General features: G+C 36.7%; 11 protein-coding genes. All 11 read right to left on the bottom strand.

Going from position 1 to position 17761, the window contains the following annotated elements; all coding sequences use genetic code 11:
• Nucleotides 1–339: 339 nt before the first annotated feature.
• Nucleotides 340–1737, bottom strand: a complete 1398-nt coding sequence (gene gad / locus AC4BBR_RS06005) for a glutamate decarboxylase (protein WP_490461639.1) — start codon at nucleotides 1735–1737, stop codon at nucleotides 340–342.
• Nucleotides 1738–1788: 51 nt separating this feature from the next.
• On the bottom strand, nucleotides 1789–2778 hold the full coding sequence (locus AC4BBR_RS06000) for a choloylglycine hydrolase family protein (RefSeq protein ID WP_490460258.1): 990 nt from the start codon (nucleotides 2776–2778) through the stop codon (nucleotides 1789–1791).
• A 160-nt stretch (nucleotides 2779–2938) separates the two neighbouring features.
• Entirely contained in the window at nucleotides 2939–5359 is a 2421-nt protein-coding gene (locus tag AC4BBR_RS05995) for a YhgE/Pip family protein (protein WP_490460259.1), read from the bottom strand.
• A 3-nt stretch (nucleotides 5360–5362) separates the two neighbouring features.
• On the bottom strand, nucleotides 5363–6799 hold the full coding sequence (locus tag AC4BBR_RS05990) for an amino acid permease (RefSeq protein ID WP_490460260.1): 1437 nt from the start codon (nucleotides 6797–6799) through the stop codon (nucleotides 5363–5365).
• Nucleotides 6800–6889: 90 nt separating this feature from the next.
• The gene (locus AC4BBR_RS05985) at nucleotides 6890–7417 is read right to left on the bottom strand and encodes an HdeD family acid-resistance protein (RefSeq protein WP_490461638.1); all 528 of its coding nucleotides are present in this window, start codon (nucleotides 7415–7417) and stop codon (nucleotides 6890–6892) included.
• Nucleotides 7418–7920: 503 nt separating this feature from the next.
• Nucleotides 7921–8892, bottom strand: a complete 972-nt coding sequence (locus AC4BBR_RS05980) for a diaminopimelate dehydrogenase (protein WP_490461637.1) — start codon at nucleotides 8890–8892, stop codon at nucleotides 7921–7923.
• An 87-nt stretch (nucleotides 8893–8979) separates the two neighbouring features.
• Nucleotides 8980–9591, bottom strand: a complete 612-nt coding sequence (locus AC4BBR_RS05975) for a hypothetical protein (protein WP_490461636.1) — start codon at nucleotides 9589–9591, stop codon at nucleotides 8980–8982.
• A complete protein-coding gene (locus tag AC4BBR_RS05970; protein WP_490461635.1) occupies nucleotides 9592–10305 on the bottom strand; it encodes a SipW-dependent-type signal peptide-containing protein in 714 nt (237 codons plus the stop codon). It lies immediately after the preceding gene.
• 2 nt (nucleotides 10306–10307) lie between these two features.
• Nucleotides 10308–10832, bottom strand: coding sequence for a signal peptidase I (locus tag AC4BBR_RS05965; RefSeq protein ID WP_490461634.1), 525 nt, complete (start codon nucleotides 10830–10832; stop codon nucleotides 10308–10310).
• Nucleotides 10819–11055, bottom strand: coding sequence for a hypothetical protein (locus tag AC4BBR_RS05960; RefSeq protein ID WP_490461633.1), 237 nt, complete (start codon nucleotides 11053–11055; stop codon nucleotides 10819–10821). The genes AC4BBR_RS05965 and AC4BBR_RS05960 overlap by 14 nt, the downstream gene beginning before the upstream one ends.
• A 19-nt stretch (nucleotides 11056–11074) precedes the next feature.
• Nucleotides 11075–17548 carry a glycoside hydrolase family 3 N-terminal domain-containing protein gene (locus AC4BBR_RS05955; protein WP_490461632.1) on the bottom strand — a complete coding sequence of 2158 codons (6474 nt, stop codon included), beginning with the start codon at nucleotides 17546–17548 and terminating at the stop codon, nucleotides 11075–11077.
• Between the last annotated feature and the right edge of the window lie 213 nt (nucleotides 17549–17761).

The raw sequence follows: 17761 nt of genomic DNA, 5'->3' as shown, positions 1-17761 counted from the left end.
TTCCTATTTTATTACCTAATTGACTTAGTTCGTTGTCTACTAATTTCTATCTTTATTTTCATTTAAATTTTCTTTTGATTTTTACAATAACTACGTTCAAAAATTTATTAAACACAACCTATTCCCTGCTCATAAAAAAAGAGTGCGTTAAAAACGATTCATTTTACTAAATGAATCTATGTTTTTAACTCACTCTTTTTAACTTTTATGGCTCGTTTAATGCTAGAATTTGTGCTAAGTATCCCTTTATGATTTGATTGGATTCTTCTTCATTATATTTTTCATAATAATCAATTTCGTTTGAAATTGGCTTTAATACTCTTTTCAAGAATATTTCTATTAATGAGTAAATCCATGAACATGCGCAGCTGGTTTTTCATGGCACAAAATACGGGCATTATTCAACTCTTCGATACATTGTTGGAAGTCTCTAATCAATGCTGTGGCCATGTTTTGACCTAAGTCTGCGCGACATACAAAGCGTTGGATCACTTGATTGTCTAGATCATCTGGTAATGGGTATGCCGGAACTTGCCATCCTCTCATAAGTAAGCGGTCAGCGAGATCGTAAAGCGTCCATTCCACATCTGCCTCTTCTTTTAATGCATAACAGACGATAGGTAGGTTCGCACCATCATTGTAAATATCAAACAGACCTGTTTCTTCTACTGCTTTAGCAATACACACCGCACCTGATTTTGTGCGTTCTTGAATTTCTTTGTATCCATTAAAACCATAACGGTAGAAGTTGTAATATTGACCGATGATTTGGCTTGCACTTCTAGAGAAGTTAATCGCCATTGTTGGCATGTGGCCTCCTAAGTAGCTTACATCAAAGACTAATTCTTCTGGTAAATAATCTTTATCTCTCCAGATAATCCAACCTACTCCTGGGTACACTAAGCCATATTTATGACCAGATGTATTGATGGATACGACGTTTTTCAAACGGAAGTCCCACGCCAACTCGGGATTGACAAATGGTACAAACATTGCGCCACTTGCGCCATCCACGTGAATCACTAATTCGTGTTCATGTGTTTGATTGTAGGTTTCTGCTAGTTCATCTAAGGCTTTGATATCATCAAATTTCCCTGTATAGGTAATTCCTAAAATTCCTACAATCCCGATTGTATACTCGTCCACATAATCCATTACTTTATCGATATTCATGCTTAACTTGCCATTATCCATTGGCACTTCACGCATTTCTATGTCCCAATACACACAGAATTTTTCCCAACATACTTGATAGCCTGAGGCAATGATTAGGTTTGGTTTTTGTGCGTTTAGGTCTAAGCCGCGTTTTACGGCGTTATTGCGCCATCTGAATTTCATCGCCATGCCGCCTAACATACACGCTTCACTAGAACCAACAGTCGATGTTCCCATGATTCGTTCGCTGTCTGGCGCATTCCATAAGTCAGCTAAAATGTTCACGCAGCCTGTTTCTAATTCGGCTGTTTGCGGGTATTCTGATTTATCAATGGCATTTTTTTCCATTGTTTCTGACATCAATTTTGTTACTTCTGGGTCCATGTACGTTTGACAGAAGGTCGCTAGGTTTTGACGCGCATTTCCTTCATCAATTAATTGATCTTTGATTAAACGGTAAGCTACTTCTGGCTCTACGGATTCTTTTCTTAGTTGTTTCATCACTACTTCTTCATTTGATGCTTCTGTTCCAAATATAGGGGTCGTAAATTCTGGTTGTTTCGTCATTTCTTGTTTCGTCATTTCTTGTTTCCTCCATTGTTCTCTTTTTTATGTTTTCTTCTACTTGTTCGATTAGTTTAATGCTTTGATGGTTTCTTTCTTATCTGCTAAAAAGGTCACGGGTTTATCTACTTGTAGTAAATCGTCTGTGATCGTTACTTTACTGACTTGACAGTTATCGTAACAGTTGAAATAGTATGAACGTGTTTCGTTACACATCGTACCAACATATTGGGAGTAATCTTCGGTACCTTCTGCGGTCACGACAATCCCTTTTGGAATTCGAACTGTGGCTAAGATGTGGTAAGCGTTAGTAACACCACTTGTTTCATCTTTTGCTTGTGCTATATGTTCTTTGAAAAAGGCTGCTCGAACAAATCGTTCTGGCGGTGTGTAGCCTCCTGGTAAGCCTAATGTTCCTGTTCCTTGGGAGAAAGGAAGGGCTGTATAGTCTCCAAAGGTGGCTGGCGCAAATTGTTTTGGCTGCACATGTAAATAGTTACGTAGGTTTTCAACATGCCACTCAAAACAAGGGGTATTCGTCATCACGCCAACTGGATTTTCTTTGATTGTTAGCTCTTCTTCGGTTGGTTCAATGATCACACAACGCCCTGTTTCGTCTGTAATAATCCAATGAAGAGGAGTAACAATATTTAACATTGGGGCTTTAAGTGCCACTAAATTTATTTCTTTTATTTGTTGTTCTACTTCTTTGATTGATGCACAATTTCCCAGCACCCATAAAATAAATTCATGTGGAGCTAAATTCTTTTTCTTTTCTTTTGCCTCTGTTGCGTAATGAACTTCTCCTGGTAGATACAATTCTGCGATGGATAAGCCTTTTTCATTGACTCCATCTGCGACGAAGTAAGCTTCTCCTAATAGACGTCCGGCTCCCACAAAGCCATAATCATTTCTATGGGTTACGTTTTCTGCCTCTGTTGTCCATGTATACTTTCTTGGCATATATAACGGGCTTGGGTCTAATGGAAAGGAGAAATCCATTGTTCTTGATAATAGATGTTGACCATCTTGTGTTTGTGTAAAAATGCTTGTGCACATAATGTCACGTCCTTTTCTTAGGGTTATTTTTTTTTTAATTGTTTTTCTTTACACTTCTTATTCTACTGCGTTTTTAGCTGTTTTCTTTTTTCATTCTGTCCGTTCTATCGACAAGATTGTTCATTTCTTTTTTGTCGATAGACGGCCAGTTTTGTCTTAATTATTGGTTTTCTACGGCTTGTAATTCTTGATTATTGTCTAATTGAGAGAGTCCTGCCAAGTGTTTCTTTTGTAGTTTGCTCATCGCGACTCCTAGTAATAAAACAAAGACGACGAAGAGGATACTTAAAATCAAAATGCTCTTATTAAACATTGGTGCGCCTATTCCGCCTGAAATGGCTTCACGGAATCCGTAAATTGAATATGACATTGGTAGATATGGATGGATCGCATTAAAGAATCCGTTGGTTAATGGCATTGGGAACGTTCCTCCTGCCCCACCTAGTTGTAGTACGAGTAAGACCATTGCGACAAATCGGCCTGGATTATCAAAGGCCATTGCGAAGAACATTACAAGGAACATGTAGGACCACGCACTGATAAAGGCTAAGAGATAGAATTGACCAATGTTATCTACGTGTAAGCCAATCGCTAACATTATTGTCGCTTCGATGAAGGCCATTCCAGAAGAGACAGTAAATCCAATCGCTACTTTACTTAACCACCAATCACGAGCCGATTGACCAGCCATAGATACTTTTCTAATTGGGAACACAAAATTAAAGACTAGGCAGCCGACAAATAATGCAAGGGACATAATATACGGTGTTAATGCTTCACCATAGTTTGAGACATGGCTGTATTCTTTTAATTTTAAATCGGTTGGCGCTGCGAACATTTCAATGTTCTTTTCACCTAATTTGGCTTTACTTGCCATCGCAGCGGCTTCTCCAAGAGCACTGGCTAATTGGTCTGATCCGTCTTCTAATTGATCTGCTCCACTTAGTAATTGAGGCGAATTGGCATCTAATTCCACTAATCCTGTGTTTAATTGAGAAGCACCACTATTTAATTGAGACACACCTGATGCCAGTGTTGGCATTTGACCGTACATTTGGTTTAAACCATCTGATAATTGATTGCTTCCTGTTGCTAATTGATTGACACCAGACAACGCGACTGGAAGATCTGCATTTAGCAACGTTAACTCGTAAGAGGCTTGATCTAAATCTCTTACTAAGGTAGAGGCATGTCCAGAAAGTGGCGGTAAATCAGCTAATCCTAGTAAGCCGTTTGTGCCGGATTCAATTTCATTTAAGCCTTGTTTCAGATTGTTCGTATTGGCTGAAATGCCTGCCGCTAGCTCGCTTAATGCTTTGGCTTGAACAGCTAAATTCTCGGCTGAGGCTGTGGCATGCGTAATGTTTTGGGACAGAGCTGCTGTTTCAGAGTGGATCTTCGCATTTTGTGCTGTTTCAAAGGCGGCGATTTGTCCACTAATATCGGCGATTAATTGAAGTTTTGCGGCTTCTTCAATCCCTTCTTGGCGACGGATATTTTCTGCAATTTGATTTTGCAGCTCTGCTGAATCGATTGTGATTTTGTTGTTTAATTCGTTTAATTGCGCCCCAATTTGTTGTAAATCGGCAGCGACTTGAGCGGATTCGACTGAGGTATTTGCCATTAATTGGGCATCTGATAACACTCTGTCTAAATCTGCTTTCGCTTGATTTAAGTTGTGTTGAATGGTTTCTTTAGCGGTTGGATCCAAACTGTTTTCAACACTTTGTAATGCTTGTTCTAATTCTCGGCTTCCTCTAGATAATTCAGTTAACCCCGTATTTAAAGCGGCGATTTTTCCAGCGAGCGGTTGAACTTTTCCATTAACCGTGCCGAGCGCTGAACTTAATTCTGATGCGCCTTCATCTAACTCTGAAACGCCTGAGGTTAGTGGCGCAATATTGCCCGCCAATTCATTCGTTCCATCTGCTAATTGAGTAGAGCCGTCTAATACTTGGGATACACCACCAGTATATTGTGTTAAGCCATCTTGTAGCTGCGTAGTCCCACCTGCTAATTGCTTGGCACCATCTGATGCTTGATCCATGCCTTTTGCGGCTTCTTTCCCTACCTCATTTAAGGCGGTCACGTAGGATTCTGTCACACTGTCTCTTACTTGAGACTCAAGGGTGGTCGCACCGATTTGGGAAATTTCTTCACCAATATAGTTAAGGGATCCATTAGTTGTATAGACCATTTCCATTTTCTTTGGATGCTTATCTAAAAGGGTTGTGGCATCTTTTGAAAAGTCTTTAGGAATGGTTACGATCATATAATAGTGTAAATCTTCCATGCCTTTTTTCGCTTCTTCCGCCGAAACAAACTCCCATTTTAAATCATGGTTGCCTTTTAGCTGGTCGACTACTTGCTCTCCGACGTTAACTTTTTGTCCCATCATTTCGACAGGTTTATCTTCATTGACAACCGCAACAGGTAAATCTTTTGCTCGCCCGTACGGATCCCATACCGATTTCGAGAAAAATCCGGCATAGAGAATGGGAATGAACGTAATAGCAATCACGGATATCAGTAACATTTTGTTTTTGAAAATATTAATGAACTCTTGTTTGATCATTTTCATAGTTTAGGTACTCCTTTTTTGATGTATGTTTTTCTTCTCTGTTTGACGACGACTATAAAAGTGATAGAACACAAATGGTATCGCCAATGTTACGATGTAGCTGATGCCTAGCGTGATCAAGTACGTATGGATTTCTGCTCCTTTTAATTCCCCTGGGGCAATCATCGATGAACCGATCGCAAGAAGTGATAACAGTAAGCCTGAACCACCGATCAACGCTTTGCCGATTTTACCGCCGGGTACTTGATACGTCCGTTCTAGTTCTTGGTTTGAGCGTTTGAAAATTAAGACAAAGTATGCCACAAAGAACAAGACATAGGCACTTAGGTAAATAATTACGGTGAGTGAAATGGCTGTTAGAAATGAAACATTACTTCCGCCACCACCTAGTGTAAGGACCGCTGCCCAAACCGTCACGATAATTCCTTGAAGGATCAATAATGGAACAGGTACTTTATTGTCGTTGACTTTTTTGAAGCGTGAAGGAATCAATCCTTTTTTCGCGACCATGCGTAAGCCTTCTGTGGGCCCTACGATCCATGAACATACTTGAGCTAATACCCCGAATGCGACTAAGACTGCGACTAATTTTACCACCCATGTTAATTGACCATTTTCAGCTAAAATGAGGGTTTGGAACGTTTGAACGACGCCTGAATTCAGCGATAATTTGTCTGCGGGGATAACCATAGACACCGCACTTCCACCGATGGTACTTAAAATGATTCCGACGATGACCAAGATAAACATCACAAGGGGATAGTTTTTCTTAGGATTTTCTAGTTCCGTGATATGAGGGGCAGAAGCTTCAACACCCATATAAGCCAACATAAAAGAGGCTAATGCGGCGAAATCTTTTCCTTTAGGGAAAAAGCCTTTATCTGTAAAGGAATGCGCCACTGGGTGACCGCCGATAAGGATATATTTGAAGGTTAAAATCAACATCAAGCCAACTGGGATGATAATCCCAAAGACAAATCCTGCTTTAGCAACTTTTGCCGTTGTCTCTGTTCCTCTAAATTGGAGAAGTGTCGCGATCCAAAAGATTAAAACAACACTGATAAACTTCAAGAGCGGATTCGTGTTTAAGGCAGGGATGCCTACCGCATAGGATAAGGAGCCAATGATAAAGTAAATCATCGTCACAAATCCAACGGTGATTTGGAACCACTGGAAGAAAATTGCAGCGAAACCGAATTTCTCACCGAGCGTTTTGCCTACCCAACCGAAAATCCCTCCTTCTTGGTAGCCTTTAATGGTAGCCATTTCAGCGGAGCATAATGCGACGGGTAAAAACCAGAACAAGCCACAGACAAGTAAGAAAAAGACTAAGGTCAACCCAGACATTGCGAATGTCGGGTATTCATAAACAGTGATAAATAATGAAGCGGTCATAGCGAAGAAGCTAAACCGTGATAATTTTTTTTTCGTTTCAGACATTTTTTTGTTCCTTTCTTTTTTTGATGTATAAGAAAAAAGATGATAACATTCACATAGTTTTATAAGTTCTTGTTTCAAAAACTATCATCTTTATGTCTTTTTTGTTGCAAGTTTCAAATTCATTATTCCTAGTAGCAAAAAGTGGAGACTAATGCAAAAGACAAGTGTCAACGCTGATATTGTGGGATGGAATAAAAAAAAGAAGCCGATGATTATTCCTAAACTATTTATAACTAATAAAAAGCTTCGATGAACAACATTTAATTCTTTAGCCACTAAAATTTTTAACCATCGGAAGCCAGCGTTAAAAACAAACCAAAGAGCAAAAATAAATGGTAATAAAATGATTCCCAGTGTCAAATGAAAGAAAAAGAAAACCCCGATCAACAGATCAATGATACCGATCCATACAATTAAATTAGAGTAATATCCTACCCATTCTTTCATGCTTTTGTTTGAATAAAGTTCAAACATTCCTTTTAGAATTATTACGATTGAAAAGAGTAAGACGAGTAAAGTTAAATCTATTATTGGGTTTTTAAAAGTGAATATAGCTAATCCAATAAATAGTATTCCCAGAATGAAATAACCAATCTTACAGTATTTGAGCCATGACATGACATGTCTATCCCTCCATTTTTTATAAGTTAATATATATATCAACTTTATATATGTAGTATAGAGGATTGAGAGCCCAATATTTTTCCACATCTTGTCGCATGATGCGAAATAAATAAAAAAATAAAGAAGAAGAGTAAGCCCAAAAATTATTAATTTCTGGTTCACTTTTCTTCTTTATCACAATGATAGTATGTAATTTTCGATTAAAACAATTTTATATAAATCAACTATTTTATAATTTAAACATTTACGATCTTAAATAAAAAATAAGCACTATCAGCATTAGCGTTTCAAAATTTATTATACTAGTGAAACAGCCTTTAAAAAATAGAAAATCCTGGATATTCTATCTAGTAGTACTCGCTCTTTTGTAGCCTTTTCCCCCTCATACACTTCCAACATTTAGCTAAACTAAGCAATTAACAGAGCACTAGAAGAATTGGAACTGATTAAAAAAAGAATGCTTCAAAAACAAACATTCTTTTTTACTCAATTCAGTTTTATAATAGTTCTTTTCTTAGTTCGTCGTCTGTCCGATTAGATAAATACTTAGGCGCAATATCCAAAACAGTATAAGCTCCAAATTGGTTTTCCTTCGCTAAGCGAACACATGCTCTAGCATAAGCTACTAAAACGCTTGCGGTAAATTCTGGATTGCTCTCAAGTTGTAAATTATATTCAATCACTTGTTTAGTATTTTCATTTGTGACTCCAGTATGCAAAACAGTTCCACCATGAGGCATAGCTTTGTGATCACTAGCCAGTTCCACGTTTGAAATAAAATGAACTTCTGTATCGTAATCAGAAAAATAATTTGGCATTGAAACAATTTCCTTGTATATTTCTTCTTCTATCGCACCTTCTTCAAGTACGACAAAACATTCTCTATAATGTTTATCTCGAGTAGTCAAATTCTGCTGTCCACCAGATTTTAATTTTTCGATAATCCCACTGTTTGGAATCGTGTACTGAACCGCATCAACCACACCTTCAATTCGTCTTAATGCATCAGAATGACCTTGACTAACCCCTTTCCCCCAAAAGGTATTTGTCTGTCCCACTGGTAAAATACTTTGGGCATATAAGCGATTTAAGCTAAACAAACCTGGATCCCAACCTACTGAAATGATTGATGTCGTTTGATTTTCTTTAGCCACTTGATCCACTTTCGCAAAATGTTCTGGTATCTTAGCGTGTGTATCAAAACTATCGATAGTATTAAATAAATGCGTCCATTCTGGCGTTTGCAACGGTAAGTCTGTTGCAGAGCCTCCACATAAGATGCAAACATCAATCTCATTTTTTTTGGCTTTAAGTTGATCCATTGTGAAAGCTTGCCCACCTTCTGTTTGAAGCGTCTTAGGTGCCCTCCTTGTAAAAATACCTACTAATTCCATATCTTGATTTTGTTTTATAGATCGCTCAACGCCACGCCCAAGGTTCCCGTATCCTATAATTGCTACTTTTATCATCCCTACATTCCTCCACTTCTATAAGTCGAATTATATCAAAAGTAAAAGTCATTTGACAAATTAAACTTAAAGAAAACTTTTCCTCCATCATGTTTTAATATAGTAGACATTTATTAAAAGTAGAAGGATTGATCCACACAAAAGAGCTACAAAGTTGTCATTTTCATTTGTACGTGGAAAACGTTGAGCAAAAGGATGCTTTTTCTGAATAGATACTGCTTTTTCTTCAGTCAGTTCTTCCAAAACAAGTTGATAATTATTTGAAAAAGACTGATTCTGTGTTTCATTCCCTATTTTATAGCCATTTAGATGGAACGTCGGTATTAGATTAATTGTCTCACCTTTTTCAATTTCTAGATGAATACCTTTTTTAATTTCTTCAAAAGAGTAAGTGAATTGCTCTTTTTTTTGACTCAACCTAACCAACCCTTTTACCTGTTCCTTCGAAAAAAAATTATCCTCTACTTTTATAAATAGATGAAATTTGTTTTTTGTCCCTTGATTACGAATAATCATACTTGTACCTTGCCATTTATAACCTGGATAAGCATTGGTAATCATTATTTTCTCATTTAATAGCGTTTTTTTTTGATTATTATAATAAATAATAATTTCTTTTTCGTCAGCTAAAGCGATTGTCCCTTGACTGCTACTAAAAAAAATTAGAATGATCATTAGTAGTAAGCGATTCTTTTTCATTTATTTAGCTCTTTGCAAAAGTTCTTGCAAACGGGATTGTAGCTTAGAATTATTTTTAGTCGCTGGTAAAGTTATTAGATCAGATGACTCAATACCAAACTCACTTACTATTGCCTCTTCTATGACTTGAGTTGCTTTAAGTTGGGCTTTGGCTTCTATTGATGCATCCATATATTTATTTGTTGCATTCTTTCCGTCAAAATTAACTTTGATACAAACATTGGCATTCGTACTTGGCTCCATTAAAAGGTATTTACTTCCATTTTCATGAGTAAACCACCAGACATCTTTATTTTCCAAATAATCTCCAGTTTCAGGTTCACAATCAATCGTTATAGCATTTGGATCGACTTCTTTAGCTTGCCGATCATTTAGCGCAATAGGCGTTAATTCATCATCTGCATAGGCAAAAGTAATTTTTGAACCATTATCAATCTTGATCAATGCTGGTATACTACCTGTATTTTTTATCAGTCCATTAATTTGTGCATAGGTTCCCGGCTCATAGTTGGTATGGGATTCTTGTTTGAAGTCTGCCTCTATGTTCAAGTTTCCCATTGTTATTTTTTGCTCAACCGTTTTAGATGCTGTCCACCACGCATACGTAGAACCTATCGTTACTAAAAGTAATGTTATCGTCAACAACAATAATTTAAATTTCTTACTATCCCTAATTTTATGATACTTTTTTCTCATCTTCTCATTCTTCTTCATAATTAACTTTCCCCCCACTTCTTCATACTTCTCTGCTTGTCATACGCTAGCTCGTTTATTACTCCAATGATTTCTATTGTCAAAAATAATTGGCTAATAGTTAATAGAAATGCAATTGTTCCTCTTGGCGTTTTTATTATTTGCCCTATTCCACCTAAAAATGGTACTGACCAAATAACTTTTCCTTTAATATTTTCAACTAAAACAGGAGAATAATCCTCTATTTTATTGTGATCACCTTTTGTCACAAAGCTTTTCTTATTTTCTATTTTAGTAATACGATGTGTTAATAGTTCTGTTCTTGATGAAAAAGTAATAATATCACCGATCAATAAATCTTTGGCTTCTACCTTTTTTACTATTACTAAACTCCCCGCCTTAATAGTAGGTGACATACTATTTGTCAGTACATTAACAAATGTTACTGGTAACTCTTTTTCAGATATTTTCCCCCACAGTAGTATGCAGATAATACCAACAAATAAAAAGATGCAGACATTCGAAAAAAACTCTTTAATTAGACGCATCGCAAACATCCATCTCTTTAATTGATGTCTGATCAGCAGTTACTATTACAAAGGAATCTGTTAGTAAATGTCCTTGGCTCTCATCCGATTCTATAGTAAATGTACCTAAATTAATAGAGAGAGAGGTCGTATAATATTTTGCTGCCTGCGCAAACTCTGGTATAAATGATAAAACGAATAGGCTAGTTATTATTAATCTTACTCTAATCAATTTGTTTTCCATCTCTCTCTCCTTTGTTCAATTAGTTAGTGACCCGTAAAACAAAACTAGCAGTCTTTCCATTACTTGTTTTAGCCGTTACTCTAGTTGTTCCTACTTCTTTAGCTAATAAATTCCCCTTAGCATCTATACCAGCTATCTCATCTTTTTCAATCATCCAGGTAATTGTCGTGACTGCTTCACTTGGGCTCAATGTTGGTTCAAGTTGCAACTCTTTTGTCTTTTTCAATGTTTTAATTCCACTTACATTTAATTGAATTGACTCTGGCTCAACCTCACTACTTGGTATTAAATTATTTTTTGCTTGCGTTACTTCTTCTATTATTTGATCAATCTCACTTTGTCCAGTTTCTTGATTCTCGATAAGTGACTGCGCAATAGTTACTTTCTCCATTAAATGGTTCCACGATTCTACGGTATAGTCAGTGCTTTTAAGCGCTGTTACTTCCGATAAAAGTGCCACTAATTTTGTTTTATCAGCTCCGCTTCTAAGGAACGCTAAACGGGCATGTCGATAATTAAATCCAGCATCTTTAAAGAAAATACGTAATATCTGTTTCCCGCTATCAAGTGTTACTTCTACTGTCTGGCTGTCGGCAAATTTCCCCCAATCTTTTGTATTTTCAACTTCAACACTGCCTAAATCGGTCACTTTTCCTTCTTTAATTGTTTGCAATACTGCTTTTCCGTTAGTCACATCTCCTCCAGCATTGACCATAAACTGATACGTTCCTGCTGTTGCAACATTCACTTGATAATCAACGTATGCTCCAGCTGTTGTGCTCCCAATATTTTTTAGGTTCTCTTTTTCTTCAATAATCCACATTTTATCCTTTGAGCCGTCGATAATTTGATTAGCGTCTAAAATGGTATTTTCATTAATCTCAATGGAGTCTTTTATTTTTTCTATGCTGATTTCTTGAATCTCATAGCCTTGTGCATTCATTTCAAATCTTAGTGTTTGATCTCCTGATTGAAGATGAAGCATATTTCGATATTCAAGTGTATTTCCCCACAAGTTGGGAAATGAAATGCTAGCTAAATTATCAGTTGCCAGTCCCATTCCTCCACTTAATTTTAATCCGTTCCCAATCGCTTGATTATTTTTTACCTGGTAACGAATAAGATAATCCCCTTCTTCTTCAACGCCTAAAAAATAATCTAGATAGTTCCCTTGCACTGCATTCTCTTTTAGACTTCCTTTATTTCTATATGCCAATGTTTCTAATAAAACAAGAGAATCATCCTTGAGAGAGATAGGTTCAGGTAATGCGTCAGTCCCTTTAAACGTAATTTCCCCGAATAGTGCTGCTGTGCCATCAGAATATCCTTTACTTGATACTTTTATAGTACCTATCATATCACCATACATCGTATTCCATTTTAGCGTTAGACTAATTTTTTTATTAGAAAGACGATCAATTGTTTCAATTTCCACATATTTTGCTAGATTGTCTGATAAACTAACATGCTCCGCGACATTTTTATTAAATGTGCCACCTTCAATCTCGATATCAACCTTTTTCTGCCCAAATGCTATCTCTTTTGGAACAAGTAACGATTCATCATCATCAATAGCTGTAATAACAATGGTTTCTTTCAATACAGTTCCAGCAATCCCATTTACTTGAGATGCGTCTATCAGTAATGATATCAGCAGATTTTGATCAAAATCGTTTTCAGCTTCCCCAGATAGAGTTACTTTTATTTGAGTATCATTCACACGTTCAAGATTAAAATCTAGACCTTCTGGTAAATCCAATGTCCATTTTGCTTTCTCCAACACCTCAAACTTTCCACTTAATAGATCTACTGTAAACGTTGTTTTATCAAGAGCTCCTTCTATCAACTCAGGTTGAGTCACCTTTATACCGTTACCTATAATAATTTGTCTTAATTTGGTCTGATCTGATTTAAACTTAATACGTAATGTCTGTTTTCCTTCGTTCAAATCGATTGAGAACGCTTGTCTATCATAGTTGTTTAAGCCATTCGTAAGTTTGAAATTAATATCAGCAATATTTTTCTGATTTTTGTCATTATCTATAGAATCAATCCAAACACCACTGGTATCATTGATCGTCGAGACGTCAAACAGTAAATCATATTTTGCTGTTTTTTGAACATCGATTTTGTAATCTACGTAATCGTCTCGCTCAATAAAGCCGAAATTGTTTTGCTCTCCTGATTCAAAAACCAGACCTTTTTGATCAAAATAATTCTCTGGTGTCAATGCTCCTGGAATTGTTTGATTCATCTCTGATTTGGTGAAATGAACATTCTTAAAATTCATCCCTCCTTCTGGAAAATCTATACTAAACGTTTGTAATCCTTCTTTTTCAAATCTTACATAGGTTTGAACTTTTGTGTAGTCTGTCCATGCGTTTTCTTCATTATCTAAATGATGACGCATGATATGTGCAGTACCTAAGACTTGACTATCTTGAGAAACTTGAATTGGGAAATTATTGGCTTGATCACCACCAGCAGCTGCTTCAAACTCCACTTTATAGGTCCCTGCTTTTTTTACATTGACATAATAATCTAACCTTGTTGTACGATCAATCTTTTCTAAGATTTTTCCGTCTATTATTTCACCCTTACCAGTAAGAGTCGCATCGTCTAGTGTTAATTCATCTGTCAATTCTTTTACGCCAGTTGTATCTACTGGATCCCATGTATACGTCGCTGTATTGCCAACTGGTAAAATAGCATTAAACTGTGTTTTACCTACAATAACTTTAAATGGCTGGTCTTCCTTACTACGATTCGTGACAATTAAAATGATTCTCCCTGTTTTGGGATCTTTAAAGGCTACATTTGTAACCGTTGATTGTCCACCATTATTACTGTTGATTCGAATAAATCCTGGACGGATGTACTTACTAAATTGCCCTACAATATACACTTCTGGTGTACTCCAATAATTTTCACGATTATTGGCATCCTGCACAAACATTGTAGGATCCGGTGTACCAACCCATTGATGAGGCGCAATGTTACTATCAAGCATTGTCACCCAGCCATTGTAACTCTGTGAACCATTACGGAACCAATCAATAATGTCGTTGGCGCCATTTGTTCCCCATACAGAACGTTCAGTTAAATGCATACTATATTCATCTTTGTATTGATTATATAAATTCCCCATAGTTGATGGAACCCCACCATATGGGTGAAATGCTATCCCATCAACATTTTCACGACCATCTTCAGTATCAAACAACTCTTTTACGAAACTATCTGCACCATCAAAATTATGGTCAAAGGCCCAGACTTTTACGTCTTTTTGCTGTGTAGTTAAATGAGCGCTTTTCCCTAACTCTTCTTTGATTGCTTTAGACATTTTTGCTTCCTGTGCTCCGGTGATATAGCAACTTGGATAATCAATTTCTAAAAGTGGTTCATTCTGTAAAGTCATGGCATAAATTGGAATACCTTCTTTGGCGTACTCTTCAACATACCGTACATAGTATTTTGCTAAATCCTGAATATGGTCATCATTTAAAGTACCGCCCTTTAATAACAATTCATTGTTGGAAAAAGAGTTGCTTGCATTTGTTGGTAACTTCATCCAACCAGGTGGCGTCCAGGATGAAGCAAAGAAGCGTAATTCATTTTCTACTCCAAGCTCTTTGGCAATTTCTTGTACCTCTTTTACAATCTGTATAATGCCAACATCCTTATCTTTTTGAATGCTGAATCCCTTTCCAGTATCATTGTTCCAGTCAGGTTTACCCGCTAACTCTTTACCTGTACCATCATAATACGTATAAAAATCCTGCCCAGTAAAATCAGAAGTACCGATTGTCAATCGGATTAATGTATTGCCCATCCCATCAATTGGATCAATTAACTGTTGAATAAATTTTTTTCGTTTATCGGGTGACATTTTGAGCATGTTACTAACCGTTGACTCTTCCAAAGAAATTCCTACCCCAAGAGCCTTTTGATATTCTTCCTTATCGTTAACAACAATGCTTGTAACGTCAGAATCATCTATGTTGCGAATAGTTAGATCTTCTTTCGCTGTATTCTTATTTTCTATTTCTTGAGGTGCTGTATACCATGACATATTTTGAGAATTCTCCGAAGATGACATATTTACTTTGACAGCACCTTCTTTAATAACTGCACCAGATCCATCACTTTCCGGTGGATTGTTTTCTTCAGTTGGTTCTTCAAACTGCTCGTCAAACTTTATAAATTTGAAATAATCAATATTATAGTTACGTGCACGTGATACAAATTTAAGTTCATGCTTCCCTTTTGGTAAACTAACTTTCTCAGTAAATTCTAGTTCTTTAAAATTCGACCAGCCTCCTGTATTAGAGAGCACTTGATTGGCTTGATAATATAATTTACCATCAACATAAATGTCAAAAGCTACTTTTGTGTCACTTTCTGCTGTTGCAGTATTAATTGAGAACGTATAACGAGCACTTTCAGGAATTGAGACATTATACGTTACGTACCGATCTTCCCAAAAATGACCAATAGACGTTTGATCGTTTTCCATAACAACTTCTTTGTGCTTGTCAACAAATTTTTCTGCTTGGATGACACCTGTTGACTCTTTTAAATCTATAATTGTTGGATCTTCTGGTACCTGTGTCTTAATGGCTGTTGTTTGATTTTTGGTTAATCCTCGTCCCGTTTCAAATAAAACTTTTGATTCATCCGTAAACTTTTTCTCAATATCTTGTGCATACCAAGGCCATCTCATTGTTAATTTACCCGTAAAATCTTTGTCTCCTAACAATATATCGGCTACCCCAGCACCTTCACTTCCTGGAAATCCGGCCATTACAATGGCGTCTAAGTCTTCAAGTTGATGAACTATTGTAATTGGACGTCCAGTCGTCAACACTGCTACAATTGGTAAATCTGGCTGACTTTGTTTTATTTTCTTAATAATGGCAGTATCCTTGTTGCTTAGTTTTAGCTCCGCTGGCACTACATCTCCAGCGTATTCCGCATATGGTTCTTCGCCCATAACAAGAATGGCTGCTTCATAATCATTTTTATTTAAAGTTCCATCTTTACTATAATCAATTGTCGTTCCTTCTTTAGCTACTTCTTTTAGTCCGTCAAGAATTGTTGTGCCCTTTGTGGTATTCCCAATCGAACCTTGCCATGAAATTGTCCATCCACCAGATTGCATCCCAATATCATTAGCTGAACTACCTGCAACGACAATATTGTTCATGTTTTTTAGATCGTTTATTAACGTACTATTGTCTGTTTTACTATTTTTTAGTAATGCTAGTGAAGATTGGACAGCTTCACGTGCAAGTTTACGATGTTCATTTCCACCTACTGTCGTTAATAACTCTCTATTGGCATACGCTGATTTCGCATTGTTATCCATTAATCCCATATCTTTTTTTACAGATAAAATCCGCTCAACGGCATCATCAATCCGTGCTTCTGAAATTTTATCTTCTTTCACTCCATCTAAAATAGCTTGGCGAACCAATTGCCATTTTGGTGTGGTTCCTTCGTAACCATCAACCATCATCATATCGATTCCCGCATTAACACCTTTAATCACTTTCTCTTTATAGGAAAGGTCTCCTTCTATTTGATCAACTCCATTATAATCAGAAAGAACAATTCCTTTAAAACCCAGCTCTTCTTTTAGCAGTTCTGTTAGCAACGTTTTGTTGCCATGACTTTTAACACCATTAATACTGTTATATGTGACCATTACTGATTTCACATCTGCTTCAATGGCTTCTTTATAAGGCACCAATAATTCTTCTTTTAATACTTTCTGAAATGCTTCACTTTCGTACTCTAAAGGGACATCTCCTTGGTTTATACCATCTTTAGTTATGCCTTCTCCAATAAAATGTTTTGCAGTAGCAATCGCATTTCTTTCATTTAATTCCCCTTGAGAACCTTGAATATAAGCTTTTCCAAGTTTAGCTGATAATTCAGCATCTTCGCCAAAACATTCGTATGTTCGTCCCCAACGTTCATTTTTTGGTAATCCCAAAGTAGGTGTGAATGTCCAATGAGCACCGGTTGCTCGCATCTCTTCAGCAGTAGCAAGTGCTATTTTTTTCATTAGTTCTTCATCATTTGCCTGCCCCAAGCCAATATTGTGAGGAAATATTGTCGCATCTTTCACATTATTATGACCATGAACCGCATCTACTCCATATAGTAAAGGAATTCCGAAACCTTCAACAGCAGCTTTTTGATACTTATCTAGGCGATCAGCCCAATCTTTAGCCGTATTTCCTTCTTCAGGTGATGCACCACCTCCACTTAAAATGGAACCGATGTAGTTATCTTTAATATCCTCGGGTTGAATACTTCGTGTATCCGGTTGCAACATTTGACCTACTTTTTGCTCTATAGTCATGCTTTCCATTTGGCTTTTCACTTGATTACCTAAATCTTTTGCCTCAACGCTCGAACTCCCTATGCCTAAAAATAGCGTGGTTGTAACAAGTGTACCTATCCCCATAATTAACGTCTTTTTCATCTAGATTCCCCCTAAATTGTAGTTTTGAACATTCTATTTGCTACATAAACAAACTAACATCATCAGCCCCTATCATAATCATGCAGTTATTTTATAATCATTCGAATGATTAGATTATAGCAATTCACCATAAATATGTAAAGGCTTTCAGTTGTTTTTGATAAATTTCATTCAAAAAAATCTGAAACATAACGTTAATCGTTACATCTCAGA

The organism is Enterococcus sp. AMC1251 (assembly GCF_058216535.1).
The sequence above is the reverse complement of the archived record's forward strand: the minus strand, read 5'-3'. Positions and strand labels throughout refer to the sequence as shown.